This window comes from uncultured Sunxiuqinia sp. (assembly GCF_963974515.1).
In the GTDB taxonomy this organism is placed as follows: domain Bacteria; phylum Bacteroidota; class Bacteroidia; order Bacteroidales; family Prolixibacteraceae; genus Sunxiuqinia.
In genome coordinates, this window is record NZ_CAXBDD010000012.1 from 1 (window position 1) to 21,930 (window position 21,930).

The 21,930-nt window shown below is 44.9% G+C and carries 24 protein-coding genes; 18 read left to right on the top strand and 6 right to left on the bottom strand.

What is annotated here, in order from left to right:
- Positions 1 to 76 precede the first annotated feature (76 nt).
- From AAC033_RS05105 to AAC033_RS05115, 3 genes are all read left to right on the top strand, one after another.
- A complete protein-coding gene (locus tag AAC033_RS05105; RefSeq protein WP_339736086.1) occupies positions 77 to 2,356 on the top strand; it encodes a hypothetical protein in 2,280 nt (759 codons plus the stop codon).
- Positions 2,357 to 2,825: 469 nt separating this feature from the next.
- Complete coding sequence (gene coaD, locus AAC033_RS05110; RefSeq protein WP_339736088.1) at positions 2,826 to 3,308, top strand: pantetheine-phosphate adenylyltransferase; 483 nt, start codon at positions 2,826 to 2,828, stop codon at positions 3,306 to 3,308.
- Positions 3,298 to 4,722, top strand: coding sequence for a redoxin domain-containing protein (locus AAC033_RS05115; protein WP_339736090.1), 1,425 nt, complete (start codon positions 3,298 to 3,300; stop codon positions 4,720 to 4,722). Before coaD ends, AAC033_RS05115 begins: the two co-directional genes overlap by 11 nt.
- Here AAC033_RS05115 and AAC033_RS05120 read toward each other — a convergent pair.
- Positions 4,710 to 5,336, bottom strand: a complete 627-nt coding sequence (locus tag AAC033_RS05120; RefSeq protein WP_339736092.1) for an NUDIX domain-containing protein — start codon at positions 5,334 to 5,336, stop codon at positions 4,710 to 4,712. The genes AAC033_RS05115 and AAC033_RS05120 overlap by 13 nt on opposite strands.
- A 33-nt stretch (positions 5,337 to 5,369) precedes the next feature.
- Here AAC033_RS05120 and pyrE point away from each other — a divergent pair, with 33 nt between their 5' ends.
- The 8 genes from pyrE to AAC033_RS05160 all read left to right on the top strand — a co-directional run bounded on the left by pyrE (position 5,370) and on the right by AAC033_RS05160 (position 10,665).
- Positions 5,370 to 6,002 carry an orotate phosphoribosyltransferase gene (gene pyrE / locus AAC033_RS05125; RefSeq protein WP_339736094.1) on the top strand — a complete coding sequence of 211 codons (633 nt, stop codon included), beginning with the start codon at positions 5,370 to 5,372 and terminating at the stop codon, positions 6,000 to 6,002.
- A 72-nt stretch (positions 6,003 to 6,074) separates the two neighbouring features.
- Positions 6,075 to 6,530, top strand: coding sequence for a hypothetical protein (locus tag AAC033_RS05130; RefSeq protein ID WP_339736096.1), 456 nt, complete (start codon positions 6,075 to 6,077; stop codon positions 6,528 to 6,530).
- 103 nt (positions 6,531 to 6,633) lie between these two features.
- Positions 6,634 to 7,332, top strand: coding sequence for a hemerythrin domain-containing protein (locus tag AAC033_RS05135; RefSeq protein WP_339736098.1), 699 nt, complete (start codon positions 6,634 to 6,636; stop codon positions 7,330 to 7,332).
- Entirely contained in the window at positions 7,329 to 7,931 is a 603-nt protein-coding gene (locus tag AAC033_RS05140; protein WP_339736100.1) for a helix-turn-helix transcriptional regulator, read from the top strand. The genes AAC033_RS05135 and AAC033_RS05140 overlap by 4 nt, the downstream gene beginning before the upstream one ends.
- A 78-nt stretch (positions 7,932 to 8,009) precedes the next feature.
- The gene (locus AAC033_RS05145; protein ID WP_339736102.1) at positions 8,010 to 8,381 is read left to right on the top strand and encodes a DUF6686 family protein; all 372 of its coding nucleotides are present in this window, start codon (positions 8,010 to 8,012) and stop codon (positions 8,379 to 8,381) included.
- Positions 8,382 to 8,558: 177 nt separating this feature from the next.
- Positions 8,559 to 9,302: a polyphosphate polymerase domain-containing protein gene (locus tag AAC033_RS05150; RefSeq protein WP_339736104.1), complete on the top strand. Its 744-nt coding sequence runs from the start codon at positions 8,559 to 8,561 to the stop codon at positions 9,300 to 9,302.
- Between the two features lie 2 nt (positions 9,303 to 9,304).
- Positions 9,305 to 9,985 (top strand): DUF4956 domain-containing protein, encoded by a 681-nt coding sequence (locus AAC033_RS05155; protein ID WP_339736106.1) that lies wholly within the window; start codon positions 9,305 to 9,307, stop codon positions 9,983 to 9,985.
- Positions 9,986 to 9,987: 2 nt separating this feature from the next.
- Positions 9,988 to 10,665 carry a DUF2490 domain-containing protein gene (locus tag AAC033_RS05160; RefSeq protein WP_339736108.1) on the top strand — a complete coding sequence of 226 codons (678 nt, stop codon included), beginning with the start codon at positions 9,988 to 9,990 and terminating at the stop codon, positions 10,663 to 10,665.
- An 84-nt stretch (positions 10,666 to 10,749) separates the two neighbouring features.
- Here the strand turns inward: AAC033_RS05160 and AAC033_RS05165 are convergent, their stop codons facing one another.
- The 4 genes from AAC033_RS05165 to AAC033_RS05180 are packed head-to-tail and all read right to left on the bottom strand — an operon-like array spanning position 10,750 to position 15,106.
- Positions 10,750 to 12,105 (bottom strand): gluconate:H+ symporter, encoded by a 1,356-nt coding sequence (locus tag AAC033_RS05165; protein WP_339736110.1) that lies wholly within the window; start codon positions 12,103 to 12,105, stop codon positions 10,750 to 10,752.
- A 45-nt stretch (positions 12,106 to 12,150) separates the two neighbouring features.
- Entirely contained in the window at positions 12,151 to 13,272 is a 1,122-nt protein-coding gene (locus AAC033_RS05170) for a Gfo/Idh/MocA family oxidoreductase (RefSeq protein WP_339736112.1), read from the bottom strand.
- Positions 13,269 to 14,312 (bottom strand): galactitol-1-phosphate 5-dehydrogenase, encoded by a 1,044-nt coding sequence (locus AAC033_RS05175; RefSeq protein ID WP_339736114.1) that lies wholly within the window; start codon positions 14,310 to 14,312, stop codon positions 13,269 to 13,271. Before AAC033_RS05175 ends, AAC033_RS05170 begins: the two co-directional genes overlap by 4 nt.
- A gap of 50 nt (positions 14,313 to 14,362) precedes the next feature.
- Positions 14,363 to 15,106, bottom strand: coding sequence for a biotin--[acetyl-CoA-carboxylase] ligase (locus AAC033_RS05180; protein ID WP_339736116.1), 744 nt, complete (start codon positions 15,104 to 15,106; stop codon positions 14,363 to 14,365).
- A 317-nt stretch (positions 15,107 to 15,423) separates the two neighbouring features.
- On the opposite strand from AAC033_RS05180, the gene rsfS reads away from it, so the two are divergent.
- The 7 genes from rsfS (at position 15,424) to AAC033_RS05215 (ending at position 21,115) form a co-directional block, all read left to right on the top strand.
- Complete coding sequence (gene rsfS, locus AAC033_RS05185; RefSeq protein ID WP_339736118.1) at positions 15,424 to 15,801, top strand: ribosome silencing factor; 378 nt, start codon at positions 15,424 to 15,426, stop codon at positions 15,799 to 15,801.
- A 5-nt stretch (positions 15,802 to 15,806) separates the two neighbouring features.
- On the top strand, positions 15,807 to 17,831 hold the full coding sequence (gene ftsH, locus AAC033_RS05190; RefSeq protein ID WP_339736120.1) for an ATP-dependent zinc metalloprotease FtsH: 2,025 nt from the start codon (positions 15,807 to 15,809) through the stop codon (positions 17,829 to 17,831).
- Positions 17,832 to 17,842: 11 nt separating this feature from the next.
- Positions 17,843 to 18,478: an LUD domain-containing protein gene (locus AAC033_RS05195; RefSeq protein WP_339736124.1), complete on the top strand. Its 636-nt coding sequence runs from the start codon at positions 17,843 to 17,845 to the stop codon at positions 18,476 to 18,478.
- 9 nt (positions 18,479 to 18,487) lie between these two features.
- A complete protein-coding gene (locus AAC033_RS05200) occupies positions 18,488 to 18,694 on the top strand; it encodes a DUF2007 domain-containing protein (protein WP_339736126.1) in 207 nt (68 codons plus the stop codon).
- On the top strand, positions 18,691 to 19,506 hold the full coding sequence (locus AAC033_RS05205; protein WP_339736128.1) for a phosphatidate cytidylyltransferase: 816 nt from the start codon (positions 18,691 to 18,693) through the stop codon (positions 19,504 to 19,506). The genes AAC033_RS05200 and AAC033_RS05205 overlap by 4 nt, the downstream gene beginning before the upstream one ends.
- A 202-nt stretch (positions 19,507 to 19,708) precedes the next feature.
- Entirely contained in the window at positions 19,709 to 20,368 is a 660-nt protein-coding gene (locus AAC033_RS05210) for a phosphatidylserine decarboxylase family protein (protein WP_339736130.1), read from the top strand.
- Positions 20,369 to 21,115: a CDP-alcohol phosphatidyltransferase family protein gene (locus tag AAC033_RS05215; protein WP_339736132.1), complete on the top strand. Its 747-nt coding sequence runs from the start codon at positions 20,369 to 20,371 to the stop codon at positions 21,113 to 21,115.
- A 13-nt stretch (positions 21,116 to 21,128) separates the two neighbouring features.
- Here the strand turns inward: AAC033_RS05215 and argB are convergent, their stop codons facing one another.
- Positions 21,129 to 21,905 carry an acetylglutamate kinase gene (gene argB, locus AAC033_RS05220; protein WP_339736134.1) on the bottom strand — a complete coding sequence of 259 codons (777 nt, stop codon included), beginning with the start codon at positions 21,903 to 21,905 and terminating at the stop codon, positions 21,129 to 21,131.
- Positions 21,906 to 21,930 lie beyond the last annotated feature (25 nt).

Sequence of the window (21,930 nt, forward strand, 5' to 3'; positions counted from 1 at the left end):
TAAATACCCAATTTTTTCCTTGATTTTTCCAAAACGATTGTAAATTCGTTGCATCGTAATGAATTCCTAAGCTCGCATGAAACAGAACCATGCTCATGTGCTCTTCATCGTTTTATTAACGACTGTAACAGCAACTTTACTGTTTTTGCTTTTTCAGCCTGTTTTGCAGCAACCCAACAGCATTCTGTTTTCGAAATCGGTTGATCCGCTGAAAAGCTATTTCAACTTTTCGTATTACCTGAAATACGACTCAGGCATCAGGCACGACGGCATCAACTACCCTTATGGAGACCATCTGCAATACATCAATTCGCATCCGGTGTATGTGTCGCTGCTTAAGCTGGTGGACAAGCACATTCACCCGATTGCCAATTACGGCGTGGGCATTCTGAACCTGACGATGATTTTCTCCTTTTTATTGGGCATGCCCCTGTTATTTCTGATTTTAAGACGGTTCAAACTACCCGCCTGGTATGCCTTTCTGTCGGCTTTGGTCATTGGTTTTCTGACTCCGCAGTTCGACCGCATTCACGGACATTTCGAAATGGTGTACTGGTTCTTCATTCCGCTGTTTTGGTATTTGCTCATTCGCTTTCGCGAAGGAGAAAAAACGATTTTATGGGGGAGCTTACTGGTGTTTTCTGGAACCTTTGGCGGCTTGATCAGCGCCTATTTTGCAGCGTTCTATGGCATCTTTCTAGTGGCTGTGGCTTCGGCCGATTTATGGCTCGACCGAAAGCAATTCAGGCAACAGATCAGACCGGTTGTCCGTTTGCTTGTGCTGGCTGTTCTTCCGCTCGTTCTGATCAGGGGATTGGTGAGTGCGACCGACTGGGTGCACGACCGGCCTGACAATCCGTATGGCTTTTACGTTTATCATGCCAACGTGTTTAGTATTTTTCTGCCTTCGGAATTTCCGCTCAAACAGCTGATTTCAGACCACGTCAACCTGAGTTTTCAATGGGAAGGCCGCGCGTTTGTCGGGCTGCCGGCAACACTGGTAGCCATTGGCCTCGCGCTGCTTGCCCCCATCGCATGGATTCGCGGACGCCAACCCGACTGGTCTTTATTTTTTCATTATCAGGCATTTCGGACCTACCTGCTTGCCGGAGCACTGGTGCTGCTTTTCAGCATGTGCTTTCCTTTCAAATGGGGATTTGGCTTTTTAATAGAATTCCTGCCGCCCATCAGACAGTTTCGCGCCCTGGGCCGCTTTGCGTGGATTTTCTACTATATTTTCACCGTGTACTCTGCCTTTCTTTTTTACCAATTGTTTGAAAGGTTTAAGGCGAAAAACCAGCAGATATCAGCCGGGTTACTGTTAGTCGCTGTTTTTGTTTCGTGGGGAATGGCTTCAAAATATAATGTTGAACGAGCGACACGGGGCTTGTTCAATGAAAATGACAAGTTGACTTCAAACGATGAGGAATTCCTGAAGCGGTTCAGCGGAGCGCAAGTTGATTTCCGGCAATTTCAGGCAATTCTGTCGCTGCCCTTTGCCAGCACCTGCGGCGACAAGTTACTGTTTGAAAATGGCATGACTGCATTGGGCGAAGCCATGAAATGTTCGCATCACACCGGCCTTCCGCTGGTGCAAAGTTTTTCGCCCCGTCTGTCGTTTAGCCAGGCTTTAAGCAGCATTCAGCTGCTGGCTGATCCGGCCATCAGCAAAACGCGGCTCAACGACATGAACGACCAGCCTTTGCTGCTTATTCGCACCAAGCAGGAGCTCAACGAAGAAGAACAATGGCTGCAACGCCGGGCACAAGTTTTTTGGGAAGACCAATACATCACCATGAGTGTGCTTCCTTTGTCTGTTTTCGTCGACAGCCACCAAAACTGGTTAAGCGAGGTGACACATTTTAGCGAACAGTCTGTCGGTGATGCGACAGCCATCAACACTGATACGATCACCACATTCATTTACTACGACGACTTTGAGGCTTGCCCAAATAAAAACACGTTTACCGGAGAAGGAGCGCTTTTTAAGCGACGAGGTGAATTGGAAATCTTCAACCAAAAACTTCCCCTGCCACGCGGAACAGCACAACTCTCCTTTTGGCTGGCTTTCGACACCCGCCACTACGACATGCCCCAACCGGTTTTAACAGCCTGGGACGAAGACGGCAACCAGCTGTCAGAAACCAAACTGAACAACCGGCAAACCCACAACGTCTATCAGCAGTGGGTCCAAATATCCACCCTTTTCGAGGTGGAACCCAACGCCCGCTACCAACTCACCATCCAGGGGAAATTCATAGGCGTAGATGATGTGCTGATCAGGCCTGCCGGCAGCCATGTGCTCATCCGAAAAAGTGGACAGTGTGACTTGTTCAATAATTTTGTGGTGGAATAAAAAGCTGAAACCTCAAAGCTACCGAAATCCAAAAAAGGACAAGGCCATTCGAAACGGGTACTTCCACTTCGGGACGGAAACCAAGCGAGCCGGATCAGCAGACACAACAGGGTCTTGCTCCTGAATAACCAAACGTCGGCACCTCCCTTGGCCATGCGTGAACCGTATCCCTCTACATGACACTTACTCGTATAAGTGAGACACTTATATATCTAATTGCACCGTTTACACCTCTCAATGCCATGCTTACATTTCTCGATACGGCACAAAAAGATATTTGGGATTGCCCATTCAATGAAGTTGAAATGCCCGGTCATGATCATTGACAGCCACGGGGGATGTAAACCGGTAGCCGAGCGCACAACCGGTGCGACTTTTTATCGCTGGTTTGCCAATATGGGCCAGAATATCGAATAATTCCAAAGAATATCCGCTATATTTGGACGGTAAAATACAAAACACGCCAACTATGAAACGTGTCGCAATATTTCCCGGATCGTTTGATCCATTCACTATTGGTCATGAGAGTATTGTCCGCAGGGCGCTGCCATTGTTCGACAAAGTGATTATCATGATCGGGTTCAACACCAATAAACAATCTTTTTTTGCACTGGAGAAACGAATGAAATGGATCAACCAAGTGTTTGATGACGAGCCCAAGGTTGAAGTAAGAACACACCAAGGGTTAACCGTTGATTTTTGCAAACTTGTAGAAGCCAAGTATATTTTGAGGGGATTGCGCACTTCGGCCGACTTCGAATACGAACGAGCCATCGCGCAAGTGAATAAAAAAATGCATCCCGAGCTTGAGACTGTTTTCCTGCTTACCAAACCTGAGCACACACCGGTTAACTCATCCATTGTGCGCGATATTATTTTGCATGGCGGCGATGCCAGCATGTTTTTACCCGACAAACTGAATATGGCTGAATTTAAGAAAGATGAAGCTTAGAGACCTCCTTCTTTTTCTAATTTTCACCCTCAGCTGTTCCTTGTTTGCACAGGCGCAAAAAACAGTTACACTAACAGGGAAAGCACCTAAATACAGCGGTTACCAAATTGATTTTTACTGCTTTATCGACGGAATTTCCGAAGAAAAAAACCTACTCACTTCGTTCAAGATTCAGCCAGATGGGGAATTCAGCGCCACATTTTCAATCAATAAAACAACATGGGCCTTTACGGAATTTGATGCTTACCAGGCCTCTCTTTTCCTGGTGCCCGGCGAACATTACGAGTTGATCTTTCCTCCACTGAAACCGGTTTCGGCGAGTCAGAGGCGCAACCCATTTTTCGAAGTCGACGAAATATCCTTGGCCTTAAAAAACAGCCATCCACAGGAATTAAACCGGCAAATCGAGCAGTTTGAGTTCGCCTATGTAAAGGAAGAAAGCCGCTATTTCAACCTTATTTACCACCAACATTCCAAGGCTGCAGTGGATTCGTTAAAAAGCAACCTAAAACAAAAATTTCCAAAAACCAATAATTCGTATTTTGAACGCTACAAGTTTTACCGCTCCGCCTTTGCCAAATTTGCTTTGCATCAAGGGCAACCCGATGAATTTGTCCAGCGCTATTTTATTGAGCAGGAACCAGATCTATCAATTTCACCCTGCAAACAGTTGTTTCAGCAGCTTTTTACCAATTATTTTGACTTTGAAGCGAGCAAAATTCACAGTGCCGATTTTAAACGCCTGGTGACGCAAGCTAATTTGAACGGCCTGGAAACCTATTTGAACACAAAAAACAACTGGAACAGTTCGCTCAGCCGATTGGTCATTTTGCAATCCATTCACGATGCCTACTACCAGGGCCAGTTTTCGCCGGGAAGCCTGATCCGAATGCTCGACAAAATTACTGCAAGCCAATGGGAAAAGGAGAACAAAGCCATTGCCGCCCGGCTAAAATCAAAGTTGACTTACCTGCAACAAGGCAGCGAAGCACCCAACATTGTCCTAACAGACTTTTCGGGGAAAACACACCAGCTCAACAATTTTACAGGGAAATATGTCTATTTGAATTTCACTCGGGTGTCGAACCCAATATGCCGGCAGCACCTGGACCATCTGAAAGATTCGGTCAGCCAACTCTCCAATGAACTGCAGATCGTGAACCTGATTTTACCTGAAGAAGCCGAAAAAAAAGAACTCATCCTTCAACAAAACTGGCCGGGAACCTTTTATATTGTAGATGACAAGGCAGCCGACACCTACCAGGTGAGCAACTTTCCACGGGCTTATTTAATTGATAAAAGCGGACGTCTGGTTTTGTCGCCGGCTCCCAACCCACTCGATGGTTTTGAACAGCATTTTCTCAACCTTCTCAAGCAAAGCCGGATCAACGAACTGCGCGATCAATCTAAATAAGCATCAAGCAAGTCCTTTAAATTACCGTAAGTTTGGCTATAAACCTCAGGTAGCTCCTCTTTCGAAACCCACCGCACTTCCTCAATTTGCTCCTCAGCTTGTGGCACCAACTGGTCAGAACCGGCACAACTTAGTTCAAACCAGCTGGTTTCCTTGAGTACCCAATTATTTCCGTGCCGGATATAAGGCGACCGATACAGATGAAATGTAGAAGGCAGCTGACGTTTAATGGCCAGCTGCGAAATTCCGCACTCCTCCGCCACTTCGCGAATAGCGGCTACTTCTGGAGTTTCTCCCCCCTCTATTCCCCCTTTGGGAAGATCCCAGCGTCCCAAGCGTTTAATAAATAGAAGCTGTCCGTGTTCATTGATGACCAAACCACCGGCAGCCGCGATGTGTGTTAACTTATCTTTAAGCCAAGCCATCAAATCGGGCTGCTGTTTACTGATAATTATCAGCTTTACAACATGTTTCTCCTTATCCAATTTCGAAAGAAGATTAATAAATCCATCAAAACACTCAATGTCAACAACTTGCTCAATGTTATCATTAAATGAATTGTTGATTTCAGGTCCCCAAAGCAGCTGATGGTCATTGAAAAAAACTTTGTACATTTGTCGTGAAATTCAGTTTAAACATTTAAGATTATGCAAGATATTCATGTTGAGGTTACGAAAAAACTCGTACAAATAAACACAATAAAAATCCAACCATCAAACCCATTTACCTGGGCATCAGGCTGGAAAGCTCCAATTTACTGCGACAACAGAAAAATTTTATCCTATCCAGAAGAACGAACATTCATCCGGGATCAATTTGTTAAGCTGATTCGCGACAAATACCCTGAAGCAGAAGTCATCGCGGGAGTTGCAATGGGAGCGATCGCCCACGGCATGTTAGTAGCACAAGAACTAGGGCTGCCATTCATCTATGTTCGTTCGAAACCCAAAGACCATGGGCTGGAAAACCTGATTGAAGGCGACCTCAAAGCCGGACAAAAAGTAGTGATCATTGAAGATCTGGTATCAACCGGTGTAAGCAGTCTGAAAGCGGCTGAAGCTATTTCAAACTTTGGAGGCGACGTACTGGGAATGATGGCTATTTTCACTTATAACTTTCCCGTTGCCAAAGAAAACTTTGAAGAAGCTGGCATCGAACTCACAACTTTAAGCCGCTACAAAACGTTAATTGAAGTAGCTTTGGAATCGGGCGAGGTGAAAGAATCACAGGTTGAGTCACTGAACCAGTGGCGCCAGGATCCGGCAAACTGGGGCAAATAAGTAAAAAAATAAGACACACAATAAATTACTCCCCGGACATCATTCCGGGGATTTTTTTTGAACGGACAAATTATGGGATTAAGTAAATACACCAGCGAGATTAAATTCATTGATCACAACGAGGAAATTGTATTCAACCATCTTTCGAACTTTGAGCACCTCTCGCAATACATCAACGATGGCTTGCTGCAGAAAGTCAGTCAGAAGGTTCCTCAAATAAATATTACCAACTTTGAGTCAGATCAGGATTCCTGCCGCTTCAGTGTAGGTGGAATGGGACAATCCGAAATTCGGATCATCGATCGTGAGCCGTTTAAAACCATCAAACTGCAGAGCTCGGGAAGCCTGCCGGTCGAATTCACGTTTTGGATTCAATTAATGCCTGTCAACGCAAACCAAACAAAAATGAAACTGACCCTGCATGCTGAAATGGGCATGATGATCAAAATGATGGCGGGCAACAAATTGGAGGAAGGAATCAACCAACTCGCTGATATGCTGACCAGATTGCCCTACCGGCAGGAATAAGGCCTCTGAAGGACGGAGGGATTGAATTCAATTTATTTTTGATGCCAATTGATCTAAACGAGCCGAAAGCTGTTTACACTTATTAGACGTAAAATTCAATACCATGGAATTATTCAGAAGAGAAGATAAAATGTCCTCCCTGATTACCAGAAACTACAACCTGTTGCCGGTGATTAATCGCTTTGGCATTCGGCTGGGTTTCAAGGAAAAAACCATTGCCGAAGTTTGCCAGGAGAAAAGTATCGATACCGGCTTCTTTCTGGCTATCGTGAACACTTACACTGATGAAAGCTATTTTCCGGAAGCGGAGTTTTTATCTTTTTCTCCTGTGCTACTGATTGATTACCTGAAAAACACACACCAGTATTACATCAACTATGTGCTTCCGAAAATTGAAAGGCTGCTCAACCAGGTAATGGAAAGCTGTCCGGAAAATTGCTCGAGCCTGAAAATGATCAACACCTTTTATCAAAAATACAAAACCGAGTTGCTACTTCACCTGAAACTTGAAGACGAAAAGGTTTTTCCCTACATCATCAACTTGTACGAAAACAAAACACTGAGTGCTGAAGGATCATTCATCGAAGTCATTGAAAATGAACACACCAACGTCGAAGTTAAGCTAAGCGACCTGGAAAACCTGATTATCCGCCATTTAAGCCCAAACTATGAAGACAATGCGATGAACGAATTTCTGACGGCACTGCTTCAGTTTGAAAACGATTTGAATGATCACGCACGAATTGAAGACCACATTTTAATTACCAAAGTCATTGAGTTTGAAAAGAAACTAAGAAAATGAAAGAAAACGTCTTCATTGTGCATCGCTCCGAAATCATCCGAAAAGGATTGTCGCTGATTTTGCAGGAGTACTTCAAAATGGAAATTACCCAACTCAACTCGGCTAAGGATTTGAGTTCATTCTTGGGGATTTCCAACAGCACCATGATTCTAATTCTGGAAGCTCAAGCCGACTTGAATCTGAAAGCCATTGACCTGCTGAAAAAGAATAATGACGTGTACCTGGTAGGTTTTTATGCAGAAACGTCGGACGAACAATTCGAAAAAATCTTCGATTATCAATTGAATCACTATTCATCACCTCTCCAGATTCAGAAACTTATTCAGGTAATCAGGCAGTCGGGCAATAAGAATAAAAATGCGATGCAGGACAACGGTGAATTGACGAGCCGCGAAAAAGATGTCATCAAACTCATTTCGCTCGGTCTGGCCAACAAGGAAATAGCCGACAAACTATTCATCAGCATCCACACCGTTATTTCACACCGAAAAAACATCACTGAAAAGCTGGGGATTAAATCCATATCTGGCTTAACGGTTTATGCCATCATGAACAATCTGCTTGACATTCAGGATATCAACCCCGAAGAATTAATTTAACGAACCCCCAACATCTTGGGATTGATCAACTTTCACTTTTGTGTCATCTTTGTAGAAAATGAAAAAAAGATGGACAACATGAAAAAGCTTAGTGAAAACGGCCGATTATTTATATGCAGCTCGTGTCGGAAAATTCATCTCGAATTTGGCAACCTTGCCATGGACTTCCATTCAGAAACGAAACTAAAAGAACTGCTAAATTTTCTAAATACCGTGCGCGCAAATCATTTCGAAAATGAAGTTTTGAGTAACAATTCGCGCCGGCAAATCCTTGTTCCCTTCACGAATTCTTCCATCAAATTACTGCTCTCTGACGAAGAAATCAATGAGTTAACAAACCTCATTCGGGCTTTTATGAAAGATCCTGTCAACCCGGCCAATACTAAAACTGAAGCTCGCTTCACCAATTTAGAAAAGCTGAGCGCCCTAAGCAGAATCATACTCAATTGAGTAAAGCTAATTTTGATCCATCTTTATCTGGAGGGCAGCGACGGGATACCGAAAATACCATTGTCAGGATCCGTTTTGCCAAAAATGCGGCAGCTGTTTTTTTATCTGCTTATATCTGCTTATTTTGTACGGCCTTGTCTTGACAAGACTCGCTGATCAATCTTAAGTAGATAGCAAATGAATATGGAATTAGTGTCGCGTTTTCGAGCGATCGACCTTGATAGCTTAGACCGAGTCAAACTGATGGAACGCATGGACCAAAAATTTCTTGTCCCTCTAAAGCAACTTGCCGAGATCTTTTTGGCTATCGAACGGCAGTATTACGTTCTGGAAATCAACAAGGAACGAATTCTCCGCTACCAAACTCATTATTTCGACACAAAAGACGATAGCCTTTATACAAGTCACCACAACGGAAAACTCAACCGCTACAAAGTTCGCAAAAGAACCTACCTGGACACTCATACCAGTTTTTTTGAAATCAAATTCAAAAACAACAAACGAAAAACGTTTAAGCATCGGATCAAAAGTGACGAAGGTCAAACAATTTTGAATGTGCGAGAAAAAGAATTCGTGCTTCAGAATTCACCCATTGATCCAGACGATTTGCACTCAAAGTCCATGAACCAGTTTAGACGCATTACACTAACAGACAAAAAGTTAACCGAACGTTGCACCATTGACATCGGCCTTCAGTTCAAGAGCAAACACCAAACAACTCTGCTGGATAGCCTTGCAATTATTGAAATCAAACAGGATCGCCATGGTCAATCGTCCGCCTTGAATCACTATTTAAGTGAAAGCAAAATTAGCCCGATTGGTTTCAGCAAGTACTGCATTGGGCGAGCCTTGGGCGAAGAGGATTTGAAAAGCAATGCCTTTAAGGCTAAAATAAGACTACTTAACAAACTAACAGACTAACTATGTTATCATCCGTACTATTAGCATCGCCAATCGTTGACTGGCTTGAGTCGATCCGCTTCCTCGACATCAAACTCATCAATGTTGAAGACTTTATTGAGCTATTGGTTCGATTTTTATTCAACGGACTTGTGCTCACACTCATCATTCGTTACCTCTACGCCCGAAACAGCAAACGAAAAGACTTCTTTTTTAGCTATTTTGCGGTAGGAATAACGGTATTCCTGCTCTGTTTCCTGCTCGAAAGTGTGAAACTTGAGCTGGGCTTTGCCCTTGGACTCTTTGCCATTTTCGGCATCATCCGCTACCGAACCGACCCAATTCCAATCAAGGAAATGACTTATCTGTTTGTGGTGATTGGCATTTCAGTCATAAATGCGCTAGCCAATAAAAAAGTAAGTTATTCGGAACTGGTGATAACCAATGCCATCCTCGTTGGCGGACTTTATTTGCTTGAGCGAATTTTAATGCTGCGTCAGGAGTATGAATTGGAGATCAGGTACGAACGAATTGAAAATATCCACCGCATGAAAGAGGAAGATTTGATTGCCGACCTGCGCCAGCGAACCGGGATTGAAATTAAGCGCTACGAAATCAGGCGAATTGATTTTCTGCGCGATGTGGCAAACATCACCATCTTTTTTGATCCGATTGAAAATTCCCGTTATCAAATAAAGAAATAAACATGCTGCGAAAAAACTTGTTTAGACTGATTTTTGCGATCGCATGTACTGGAATCATCATCGCCGGACCATTCCGCGCCCTGGCACAAGAGGAAGCGGAAACAGAGTGGAATATCTGGACCTCATTTGAAATTAAAAAAGATATCACTGATCGACTAAGCGCCTTTGTGGCGCCACAAGTCCGGTTTGCTGAACAATTTGAGGTGGACGAATATTTCATACAGGCAGGAGTGGAGTATGAGCTATTCAATTTTCTTGATATCGCAGGAAATTACCGTTATCTGATAAACGAGCGCACCAACAAATCCACCGAATATTTTCACAGAATAGCTTTCGACCTTGTCGGAAAGCACGATGTCAAACGGCTTGGCCTGCAATTGCGCACCCGCTACTCCAATTACGACGAATTAGATGACAACGAAGGTTTTAACGATGCTACAATGCGCTATCGCCTGAAATCAGATTATGACATTCAAAATTCAAGATTCAAACCTTCAATTGGGGTTGAATTCTTCCACCAGCTTCAGGACAGGGAAATCAATAAGATCAGGTACATAGCCGAAGTGGCTTATAAAATAGACAAGGTGCATGATATCTCTGTTAGTTACCTGTTGCACGCTTATCCGAACCAGGATCGTCGAACAAACATCCTGACACTGGAATACCAAATTGATTTTTAGTGCTTGTTACGATCAGGTGGTCTATAAAAAGCGAAAGGTTTTGCCGAACCAAACCCTTTCGCTTTTTATGGCATCCGGGCACCATTAAACCACGTAACTGAGTAACAAAACAAAGGTAAAACCAACGACAGAAATAATGGTTTCCATGACGGTCCACGATCGCAGTGTTTCCTTTTCATTCATACCCAGGTATTTTCCAACCAGCCAGAAGCCACTGTCATTCACATGAGACAAAATGGTTGATCCGGCAGCGATAGCCAGCACAATCAGTGCTTTATCAATTTGAGTCAGGTCGAAGATCGTAAGCAGCGGAGCCATAATGCCAGCCGCTGTAATCATTGAAACAGTCGCCGAACCTTGAATTACACGCACAACAACAGCGATCAGGTAGGCCAGCACAATGGGCGGCATGGCTGACTCAGCGAGTCGTTCAGCCAACATCCCGCCAACGCCACTATCAATCAAGATCTGCTTAAACACGCCACCCGCACCAGTGACCAAAATAATCAGTCCGGCAGGTCCGAGCGCCTTATTCGACAGTTTCATGATTTGCTCTTTGTTGAAACCCCTCCGGATTCCCAGCACGTACATGGCCAGCAAGGTGGAAATAATCAGCGCAGTGAAGGGATGCCCCAACAAACCAATGGTTTGATAAATGACTTCGTTTTGTAGAATCCCTTTATCATACAGAACTTCCGCAACTGAATTGAAAACAATCAGCAGTAAAGGCAACGCAATAATTAAAATGATTGTCCGGAACGATGGGAGTCCCTCCTGCTCAGGCCCGGGCTCTTTTTCTGCAAAATAATCGGGCGCTGCGATATGAATTTTCTTACTGATGTATTTACCGAAGATTGGCCCGGCGATAATCGCTGTCGGAAGCCCAACAATAAAGCCCATGATGATAATCCATCCCAACTGAACATCCAGGATCTCGGCTACAGCCACCGGTCCGGGAGTTGGTGGTATAAAGGCATGCGTCACAGCCAGTCCTGCCAGCAAAGGAATGGCATAGTAGAGGATGGAGCGCTTGGAATGTTTGGTCAGCTCGTAAATAATGGGAATCAGAATAATGAAACCAACATCCAGAAAAACCGGGATGGCAACAATAAAACCCGTTAACACCAAAGCCCAGGAAGCCCGCTTCTCTCCAAAATGTTTCAACAAATATTTAGCGATCGACTCTGCTCCACCCGATGCTTCGAGCATCTGTCCGAAAATTGCGCCCAGTCCAACCACCGTAGCTACAAAGCCCAGGGTATTCCCCATGCCATCCTGCATGCTTTTGATGATTCCGGAAAAATCCATTCCAGTAACAATCCCAACGACAATACTCACAATCAACAAAGAAATAAAAGCGTGGATTTTCAGCTTCAACACCAAAAACAATAAGAGGAGAATGGCAAAGGCTATTCCAACAAGGAGTAAGATTTCATTCATGTTTTTTCGGTTTGTTTTGTTCGTAAGTTGTTTTTATAGCCGACTTTAACGGATTAAGCGACCATCCATATCACCTCCCGTTTCAGGTTTCAGCGGAAACCGGACCGGTGCGTTGTCCCGGTTGGAGCGATAAATCGCTGTAAAAAGCTCCACTGTTTTGCGCCCTTCTTCACCCGTAACCAGCGGCTGACGACCTTCGCACAAAGCTTTTAGGAAATCGTCAATCTGCAAGCCAATATAATAAACTGCGGCATCAATGGTATTAAAAAATTCGCTGTCTTCTTTCCGCCATTGTTTAAGGAAGGCCTCCTCGCCCGGCACCGTCCAGATATCGTTGACCGGCGGCTCCAGTACCGACGACTGTCCGGCAATAAACATGGCGCCGCCTTCGGTTTGCGCCCCCACCGAAGCACCGCTTCGTCCGTGAATATGAATTTTGCCATAAATGCCCGGCTGCTGCGAATTGCTTAAAATGATATTTCCAACCCCACCGCGTTTAAACTGAACCACGGCCACGGCCGTATCTTCCACCTCAATATAGGGATGGTTCATGTTGCGGGTAACGGCATAAACCTGCTCAACATCACCCATCAGCCACTGAAAAAGATCCAGTTGATGCGGCGCCTGGTTGACCAAAACCCCTCCACCTTCCGTTTCCCACCGGCCTCGCCAGGGGTCGCTGCTATAGTAAGCTTCGTCGCGCCATCCTAATAGGATGATATGACCCAAGAATGGTTGTCCTATTTTGCCATCATCTATGGCCTTCCGCATCCGCTGAACCGGTTTGTAAAACCGGCGCTGACTGATTACCCCAAGTATGACCTTATTCTCCTTTGCGGCTTCCAACATGGCATCGCAATCTTGCAGGGTACTGGCCATCGGCTTCTCAATCAGACAATGAACCCCTAGCCGGGCGGCCTTCACCACCGACTCGTGATGATAGGGATGCGGCGTGCAAACCAACAAGGCCCCTACTTTTTCCTGCATAATCATCTGCTCCAAATCATCGTAGGCTTTCACGCCGTATTGGCTGGCAAACGCTTCTGCTTTGAAACGTGTTCGGCCGCATACCGCAACAAATTCCGAGTTCGGAGACTCAACCAGCCCATGGGCATGCAAATGGGCCACTTTGCCTGGTCCAACTATAGCTGTTCGTATTTTTTTCATTTTTGTGACGGTTTCAGAATGATTTTAACCAAACCCTTTTCCTTGCTGTAGAGCCGGTTAAACCAGTCAGCGCCTTCGGACAAGGCAGCTTCAGCGCTCACCAAAGTATCGACATCAATCTTTCCGGCAGCGATCAAATCAAGCACAGCTGGGTATTCGCCACAAATGGCGCAACTTCCCTGGACCTTGATTTGACGGGTAACCACCGACTGAAGCGGGAATTCAATTTGCGGCGACAGATTGCCCAACAGGGTCACGGTTCCCCCTTTACGAACATTGGCAATGGCCAGCTGAACGGTTTCGGATATTCCAACCGCTTCGTAGGCCTGATCCGCACCGCGGCCATTGGTCAGTTCCAGAATTTCCTGATTCAGGCCGGGCACTTGGCTGATGAAACAGTGCGTCGCTCCCAGCTTGGCAGCCAGCACCAATTTATCTTCATCCAAATCGACGGCAATGATTTGGCCACATCCGGCCACTTTCAGAAGTTGAATAACGAATAACCCAATCATTCCGGCACCAACCACCACCACCGAGTCATTTACTTGAGGTTTACCAAGCGACAGCGCATGCAAAGCTACAGCCACGGGCTCAACCATCGCGGCTTGCGTAAAGCTTACTTTTTCAGGCAATCGGTACAAAATGTGCTGCGGCACAGCAACATACTCAGCAAACGCGCCATGGCGCCGGTAATCATCGCATGAAACACCAAGCACCACCCGCTTATCGCTTAAGTTGTACCATCCATGGCGGGTGTACCAGTCGTCGAGTCGGTAAATGGTCGAATCAAAGGTCACACGATCGCCAAGATTCCAATTACGGACAGCGCTTCCAATGGCTGTAATTTCACCCGATGCTTCGTGCCCCATAATCAGTGGTGGCTGGCGTCGGCCCGTGCTTCCGTCCATGCCATGCACATCACTGCCACAAATGCCTACAGCCTCAACCTTCACTAAAACCTCATCGGGCTCAATTTCAGGCTTCTCAACTTCTTTAAATTCAAACCGATTGTATCTTTCCAGGACAAGTGCTTTCATCATTTTCGTTTGTTTAGGATTTTAAAGATAAGAAATGAATGCTAAACCTGCATTTACAAATAAGCCACCTCTTTAAAATGATACGCGTGAACCGGGCCATCGCGTTCTTCAATTTTTAGCTGCCCGATTTCATTCACCCCAACGATTTTCCCGGTATAATGGTGTTTTTCATCCTGAAACGGATGCCATTCTTCAAGGCGATACAACTTTTGCTGAAATTCGAGATCCAACTGTTCGAAGTTCTCAGCAACCAACTCCTGATAGTAGCGATCAATCTGTCGTAACAAATCCGTCAGCAGATCGTCCAATGCGTAATCATTACCGGTCAGCATTTTTAGGGAAACCGGATTAGGGGCATCAGAGAAAAACAGAGTTTGATTGATATTCAAGCCAATACCAAGAATCGACTGGCTAATCCGCCCATTCATTATGGCATTCTCAATCAGAATTCCGCAGATTTTCCGGTCGCCCACATAAATATCGTTGGGCCACTTAATTTTCACACCTTCAACACACTGACTTAAAAAGCCCTCCAGCCCGAGACAAACCGCCTTCGACAGCATAAACTGCTTGCGGATATCGAGAAATACAGGCTGCAGGAAAATAGAAAAAGTGAGATTCTTTTCGGCCTCACTCTCCCATCGGTTAGCCAACTGCCCACGACCTGCTGTTTGATCGTATGCCAAAAAGACAGTTCCAGCTTCTATTTCATTTTCACGCACTTGGCTGGTGGCATAGTTATTGGTACTTGCAGTACGTTCAATTTTGACGATAGTATGACCAATATTTTGACACATGATTTGATTATTATTTTAAACCTGACAATAAAACTACTTTTTTAATTTTCAAGTGTTTATATTTATCCTAACTAATTCAGCACATATTAGCCGATAAAAAACAATAATGATCGTACCGTGTTATTGTATGCATGCTTTTTTCAGCTTATTAGCGGGTGAAAACAAGATCAGATTTAAAGTATGAGCAAAAGCAAAAACTGCTTTAAAATTCAACGGTGGTTAAACCCGAAACAGCTAGAACAAACAATTGAACGATAAGAACAAAAAACCATCAAAATAAGCGAAAAAATTTATCTTTGTAGTTCTAAAATAAATCTATGCATAAAACACCAACAGAAAAAAATAGTGACCAGCTGATTGATGCCATTCTGGAGGGGATTCACAGGATAAAAGGAATGGACATTGTAAAAATAGACTTAACAAAAATTAATCATTCAGAATGTAATTATTTCATTATTTGCCACGGTAATTCGACCACCCAGGTTGATGCGATTGCTCACTCGGTTGAAAAGACAGTTGAAGAAATGGTTGGCGAAACAGCCTGGCATAAAGATGGATACGAAAACTCAATTTGGGTGCTTCTTGATTACGCTGATATCATGGTACACGTCTTTCAACATGAATCCCGCAAATTTTACGATTTAGAAAATCTTTGGGCTGATGCAGCCATCGAAAAAATACAAACAGAAAATTAGACGAAATGGCAGAAAATAATAACAAAAATAAACAAAAGCCAAACTTGGGAAATTTTGGGACAGGAGGGAAACCCCCAAAATTTAATCCTTACTGGATTTATGGAATTGTGATTGTCCTATTCCTTGCAATCCAATATTTTAGCTTTGGCGGAGGCCCGGTTAAGACGACCTGGAATGAAGTAAAAAATGAAATGCTGGCCAAACGCGATATTGAACGAATCGTCGTTATCAATCGTGAAGAAGCGCAAATCTATCTGAAAGAAGACAGTTATGATGATTATGCCGACAAACTAAATACAGGTTTTGGAGCTCCCTCTAAATTTGGTCCGCACTTCGTATACACCATCGGTTCGGTCGAAACCTTCGAAGACAACCTCCAAGAGGCACAAGCTAATTTTAGTGAGTCGGATAAAGTCCCTGTTGAATACAGTACCGTACATAACTATTTCAGTGAAATCCTCAGCTGGGTGCTTCCGTTTCTGATTATCATTGCTATTTGGTGGTGGATTTTCCGCCGTATGAGCAAAGGTGCAGGCGGAGGCGGCGGAGGCGGAAATATTTTCAATGTTGGAAAATCGCAAGCCAAAGTATTCGACAAAGACTCGCGGGTAAGCACCTCTTTTAAAGATGTTGCAGGTCTGGCTGAAGCCAAACAGGAAGTTGAAGAAGTGGTGTCCTTCCTGAAAAGCCCCGCCAAGTACACTAAACTGGGAGGTAAAATTCCGAAAGGCGCCCTGCTCGTAGGTCCTCCCGGAACCGGTAAAACCCTGTTGGCCAAAGCGGTTGCAGGTGAAGCCAATGTTCCGTTCTTCTCCATGTCGGGTTCCGACTTTGTGGAGATGTTTGTTGGAGTTGGAGCATCACGTGTACGCGACCTGTTTAAGCAAGCCAAGGAGAAAGCCCCTTGTATTGTCTTCATAGACGAAATTGATGCCATTGGACGTGCCCGTGGCCGGAACCCCAACATGGGATCGAACGACGAACGTGAAAATACGCTGAACCAGTTGTTAACAGAGATGGATGGTTTCGACACCAACTCCGGGGTCATCATACTGGCAGCAACCAACCGTGCCGATATGCTCGACCGTGCCTTGATGCGCGCCGGACGTTTCGACCGGCAGATTCATGTGGAACTGCCCGACCTGAATGAACGTCGTGAGATTTTTCAGGTTCATCTGCGCCCGATTAAACTTGCAAATGACATTGATGGCAGTTTTCTGGCCAAACAAACACCTGGTTTCTCGGGTGCAGATATAGCCAACGTTTGTAACGAAGCTGCACTGATTGCTGCCCGTAAAGAAAAAGATGAAGTGGGCCGGCAGGATTTTCTGGATGCTGTGGACCGGATTATCGGTGGGCTGGAAAAGAAAAACAAGATTATTTCGAAAGATGAAAAACGGCGTATTGCTTATCACGAAGCTGGACATGCCACCATTAGCTGGCTACTTGAACATGCGCATCCTTTGGTGAAAGTGACCATTGTTCCGCGAGGAAAAGCGCTAGGTGCAGCCTGGTACCTTCCCGAAGAACGCTCGTTGACCACTAAAGAACAACTGCTGGATGAAATGTGCTCGGCTTTGGGTGGCCGCGCAGCAGAAGAAATCATCTTTAAAACCATTTCATCGGGAGCCCAAAACGACTTGGAGAAAATTACCAAGCAGGCCTATGCCATGATCAGTATCTTTGGGATGAGCCCAAAAGTTGGAAATGTCAGTTTTTACGATTCAACTGGCCAAAATGATTATGGATTCACCAAGCCCTACAGTGAAAAAACGGCAGAATTGATTGATTCAGAAGCCAAAGAATTGATCGACTCTCAATACAAGCGGGCACTTCAGGTATTGAAGGAAAACAGCGAAGGCCACAAAAAACTGGCCGAGCGACTGCTCGAAAAAGAAGTCATTTTCGGTGAAGACCTGGAAGAAATCTTCGGAAAGCGTCCGTGGATCCGGGAAGAACTGACTGCTGAAAAACAAACAGTGATCGATCCCAAACCTGCAGAAGAAGCGAACCCAGCTACTTCAGCCTAAGACAGTTTTCTATGAATTCATCCCGGGAAAAAATACTCAACCGATTAACAGAAGCTCAAAGCAAAAGGGGTGGGCAAACAATGCCCTCTCCCGATTTTGAATCGGCAATTTATCTCCCTTTCGACAGCGAAATTGCCGAAAGTTTCAAAACCAACCTGGAGTTAATTGGAGGCCAGGTTATTCGGGTGAAAAATTTAAACGAGGCCATTACTGAGCTGCAAAAGTTAGCCGACTCCGAAAAGCTAGGCAACATGATCTGCCTGCATCCTCAGCTACAAAAAGTTCTGCAGGGGAAGCTGGCGTTTACAGCATCAATGGATGATTTACAACATATTGATGTTGGCATCACGACCTGCGAATTTCTGGTAGCTCACCTCGGATCAATCTTGGTTAGCTCTGCATCACTTTCGGGTCGGCGGCTTAACGTTTTCCCTGAAATCCATGTGGTTATCGCTCATAACGCCCAGCTTGTCGACTATCTGGATGATGCCCTTGCAGGGATGGAAGAGAAATATCCGGAAGAGCTTCCAACTATGATTACCACTATTACCGGGCCTAGCCGGACGGCAGATATCGAAAAAACATTGGTGATGGGAATGCACGGACCAAAAAAATTATTTGTACTTTTGGCTGACGAACCATTTTAAAGCCAAACCATGGAAAAAGATCTAGTCATTGTCTATTCCTCCGATCAAGACTACCAGGTACAAATTGCCAAAGAATTACTGGATGAAAATAAAATCGAGTCTTTCACCCTGAATCAGCATGATTCGGTCATCCCTTCGATTGGTCTCATTGAGCTTTACGTAAACAAAAAAGATCAGCATGACGCTGAAAGAATCCTCAAAAAGCTCAAGAATTGAAAAACCTTTTTGTCAGAACGCTTACCGGAATAGCTTTCATAGGGGTTATCATCGGTAGTCTTTTAACCGGGAAATATACCTTTGGTGTCCTTTTTCTGTTCATCATGGTTATAGGGCTACGCGAATTTTTCAACTTCTTTAACAATGCTGAGATTTCGCCAAACAAGTGGTTGGCTTGCGCAATTGCTGTGCTCTTTTTTATCACCTTTTTCCTGGTTGGATCAGGTGTGCTGCCGCAAATAAGCTATTACTGCTTGATTCCCATTTTTCTGCTGGTCTTCATTACTGAATTGTATCGCAAGAAAAAGTTCCCTTTTGAGAATATGGCAGCCGGAATTTTGGGGCTCATCTACATCGCTTTACCGCTTAGCATGATCAGCCTGATGGTATTCACAGCTGATCACGAATATAATCCATCCCTTTTATTCGCTTTATTCGCCTTAATTTGGACTTACGACTCAGGTGCTTACCTGTTCGGAATGACCTTTGGAAAGAATCGGCTCTTTGAGCGAATTTCACCCAAAAAATCGTGGGAAGGAGCCATCGGAGGAGCGCTGTCAGCAGTTGTCGCCGCATGGGCCATTGCACACTTCTTTATGCCATCCATTGCCTTATATCATTGGATTATTCTTGCATTAATCACCGTTGTATCGGCCACTTTTGGTGATTTGACGGAATCGCTGTTTAAGCGGCAATTCAATCTAAAAGACAGCAGTAACTTCCTTCCCGGACATGGAGGAATACTCGATCGCTTTGACAGCCTGTTTTTTGCCATTCCATCGGTCGTCCTCTACTCTAAGCTATTTATCTGAAAAACTGACCGATATAGCGTGTCCACAGGAACAGGCAGCTCATACAAGTCAAGAAATTCGGCTAGTAAAAACGGTCCGTTTTACGCGACTACAATTAATTTCCGTACTTTTGCCCTCGAAAATCCTACAGCCGACTACCGCTACGGAAGCCGGAGCTTGGATACAAAACATTGAAATTAAGATTATTATATAGCTATTTGACATGATAAAATTTCATCCTGCGGGAAAATCGATTATACGAAACACGATCCTGATCGTGGTATTATTGAACCTGGTTGGTTGGTTGCTCCTTTCCTGCGCTGTAATCGGGTCGGTTATTTCGGTCGTTTCAATCATCCTGTTGATTCTGGTCCTGCAGTTTTTCCGTTATCCCCAACGAAAAGTCAACATCAGTGACAAAAATATTATTGCACCCGCCGATGGCACCATTTGCCTGATTGAAGAAGCCACCGAGACCGACTACTTGAATGCCGTTTGCAAAAAGGTTTCCATCTTTATGTCGCCACTGAATGTGCACATCAACTGGGTTCCGGTTGCGGGAAAAATAAGCTTTCTCGAACATCGAGAAGGAAGGTTTTACGCTGCTTTTAAAGACAAGTCGGCCGATGAAAACGAACGCACCTGTGTGGCCATTCAACTGAAAGATGGCCGCGAAATTATGGCCAACCAGGTGGCAGGCGCCATGGCGCGACGAATTTTGAATTTTCTACATATTGGCCAACAAGTTACACAAGACATGGAAATGGGCTTCATCCGCTTCGGCAGCCGGGTGGATTTATACCTCCCTTTAGATACCGATATCCAAATAGAACTGGGTGAAAAGGTAACCGGATCACAAACCATCATCGGAAAACTAAGCTAAATGAGACGAGTCAGCGAACTATTTTTCTGGGTACCAAACTTCATCACCTCCCTCAATCTGGCGGCAGGTAGTTTGGCCGTTTTTTTTGGTATTGAAGGCCAATTAGGATGGGCAGCAGTGTTTATTTTGGCTGCTTCTGTGTTCGATTTTCTCGACGGACTGGCAGCCCGTTTACTTCGAAGCTATTCTGACATTGGCAAACAAATGGACTCACTGGCCGACTTGGTATCATTTGGACTGGCTCCGGCAGCCATGCTCTTTACCATGCTCGAGCTGGCTCTTTTTGGCAAGAACCAACCCATTTTCGAGATCGAAGCCACCTTCATGCAGTGGGTTTTTCTGTTTTCGGTGCTTCTGGTTCCCATTGCCGGGGCATTTCGCCTGGCAAAATTTAACCTCGATACCCGTCAAACGGAAAGTTTCTTGGGATTACCCATTCCGGCCAACGCGATCTTTTACGCCTCGCTGGGATTAATTCTTGAATTGGGTACCAATCCGGTCGTTAGTAACATTATCCTGAACCGCTTCAACCTATTAACAGCGGTGGCGTTGCTTTCAGCCTTGATGATTTCAGAATTGCCCATGTTTTCGATGAAGTTCAAAGGCCTGAAATGGCAAGGAAACCAGACCCGCTACATCTTTGTGGCCATCTGCGTCGTGCTGGTTGCCACCCTGCAACTTTACGCCCTGCCATTGTTTATTGTCAGCTATATTCTGATTGCCCTGGTGCAGAAGGTGATGAATTAAACAAATAACAGGTTCAGTTTCCGACCAAAATCGTTCCCCCATTTTGCAGTCCGTCGATATTCGTAATCCGAACCTGGCGCACGCCTTTACTGATAGCATTGAAGCTGTTATCCAATTTGGGGATCATCCCCGTGTGAATGGCGCCCGATGCCTGCAAAGCCTTAAATCCGGAGTGATTCAGTGACTGGATGACCGAGTTGTCATCATCGGCATTTTGGAGCACTCCGGGCTTTTCGAAACAATACACTAGCTCCACTTCAAAATACCGGCTAAACCCAATAGCGGCTTCTGCGGCAATGGTATCAGCATTGGTATTCAGAAGCTGACCATTTTTATCGTGGGTTAGCGGAGCCAACACAGGCACAACATTCTTTTCAACCAGAAGCTTCAGCTCATCGACATGCACCGCAACCACATCACCCACGAAACCATAATCAATATCCTTTACCGGGCGTTTTACCGCCTGCATGTAGTTCAGATCGGCACCGGTAAGGCCAATGGCGTTGATACCGCTGGCCTGTAATTGTGCCACAATGTTTTTGTTGACCAAGCCGCCATACACCATGGTCACCACTTCGAGCATGGCCAGATCGGTAATACGGCGGCCATCCAGTATTTTGGTTTCAATCCCGAGCCGTTCTGCCATAGCAGTTGCCGAGCGCCCTCCCCCATGCACCAATACCTTTAGTCCTTCCAATTGAGAAAACCGGTTCAATACATGCTGAAGTGAATCGTTTTCCTCAACGACTTTTCCGCCAACTTTTACCAAGGTGAGTTTTTGCATTTTCATAGTATCGCGTTTGATTTTGTCATCC

What these genes read in the sequence shown, in the direction of transcription:
- AAC033_RS05105 (WP_339736086.1), top strand. Translation starts at nt 77, where the DNA reads ATGAAACAGAACCATGCTCATGTGCTCTTCATCGTTTTATTAACGACT.
- coaD (WP_339736088.1), top strand. Translation starts at nt 2,826, where the DNA reads ATGAAACGTGTCGCAATATTTCCCGGATCGTTTGATCCATTCACTATT.
- AAC033_RS05115 (WP_339736090.1), top strand. Translation starts at nt 3,298, where the DNA reads ATGAAGCTTAGAGACCTCCTTCTTTTTCTAATTTTCACCCTCAGCTGT.
- AAC033_RS05120 (WP_339736092.1), bottom strand. Translation starts at nt 5,336, where the DNA reads ATGTACAAAGTTTTTTTCAATGACCATCAGCTGCTTTGGGGACCTGAA.
- pyrE (WP_339736094.1), top strand. Translation starts at nt 5,370, where the DNA reads ATGCAAGATATTCATGTTGAGGTTACGAAAAAACTCGTACAAATAAAC.
- AAC033_RS05130 (WP_339736096.1), top strand. Translation starts at nt 6,075, where the DNA reads ATGGGATTAAGTAAATACACCAGCGAGATTAAATTCATTGATCACAAC.
- AAC033_RS05135 (WP_339736098.1), top strand. Translation starts at nt 6,634, where the DNA reads ATGGAATTATTCAGAAGAGAAGATAAAATGTCCTCCCTGATTACCAGA.
- AAC033_RS05140 (WP_339736100.1), top strand. Translation starts at nt 7,329, where the DNA reads ATGAAAGAAAACGTCTTCATTGTGCATCGCTCCGAAATCATCCGAAAA.
- AAC033_RS05145 (WP_339736102.1), top strand. Translation starts at nt 8,010, where the DNA reads ATGAAAAAGCTTAGTGAAAACGGCCGATTATTTATATGCAGCTCGTGT.
- AAC033_RS05150 (WP_339736104.1), top strand. Translation starts at nt 8,559, where the DNA reads ATGAATATGGAATTAGTGTCGCGTTTTCGAGCGATCGACCTTGATAGC.
- AAC033_RS05155 (WP_339736106.1), top strand. Translation starts at nt 9,305, where the DNA reads ATGTTATCATCCGTACTATTAGCATCGCCAATCGTTGACTGGCTTGAG.
- AAC033_RS05160 (WP_339736108.1), top strand. Translation starts at nt 9,988, where the DNA reads ATGCTGCGAAAAAACTTGTTTAGACTGATTTTTGCGATCGCATGTACT.
- AAC033_RS05165 (WP_339736110.1), bottom strand. Translation starts at nt 12,105, where the DNA reads ATGAATGAAATCTTACTCCTTGTTGGAATAGCCTTTGCCATTCTCCTC.
- AAC033_RS05170 (WP_339736112.1), bottom strand. Translation starts at nt 13,272, where the DNA reads ATGAAAAAAATACGAACAGCTATAGTTGGACCAGGCAAAGTGGCCCAT.
- AAC033_RS05175 (WP_339736114.1), bottom strand. Translation starts at nt 14,312, where the DNA reads ATGATGAAAGCACTTGTCCTGGAAAGATACAATCGGTTTGAATTTAAA.
- AAC033_RS05180 (WP_339736116.1), bottom strand. Translation starts at nt 15,106, where the DNA reads ATGTGTCAAAATATTGGTCATACTATCGTCAAAATTGAACGTACTGCA.
- rsfS (WP_339736118.1), top strand. Translation starts at nt 15,424, where the DNA reads ATGCATAAAACACCAACAGAAAAAAATAGTGACCAGCTGATTGATGCC.
- ftsH (WP_339736120.1), top strand. Translation starts at nt 15,807, where the DNA reads ATGGCAGAAAATAATAACAAAAATAAACAAAAGCCAAACTTGGGAAAT.
- AAC033_RS05195 (WP_339736124.1), top strand. Translation starts at nt 17,843, where the DNA reads ATGAATTCATCCCGGGAAAAAATACTCAACCGATTAACAGAAGCTCAA.
- AAC033_RS05200 (WP_339736126.1), top strand. Translation starts at nt 18,488, where the DNA reads ATGGAAAAAGATCTAGTCATTGTCTATTCCTCCGATCAAGACTACCAG.
- AAC033_RS05210 (WP_339736130.1), top strand. Translation starts at nt 19,709, where the DNA reads ATGATAAAATTTCATCCTGCGGGAAAATCGATTATACGAAACACGATC.
- AAC033_RS05215 (WP_339736132.1), top strand. Translation starts at nt 20,369, where the DNA reads ATGAGACGAGTCAGCGAACTATTTTTCTGGGTACCAAACTTCATCACC.
- argB (WP_339736134.1), bottom strand. Translation starts at nt 21,905, where the DNA reads ATGAAAATGCAAAAACTCACCTTGGTAAAAGTTGGCGGAAAAGTCGTT.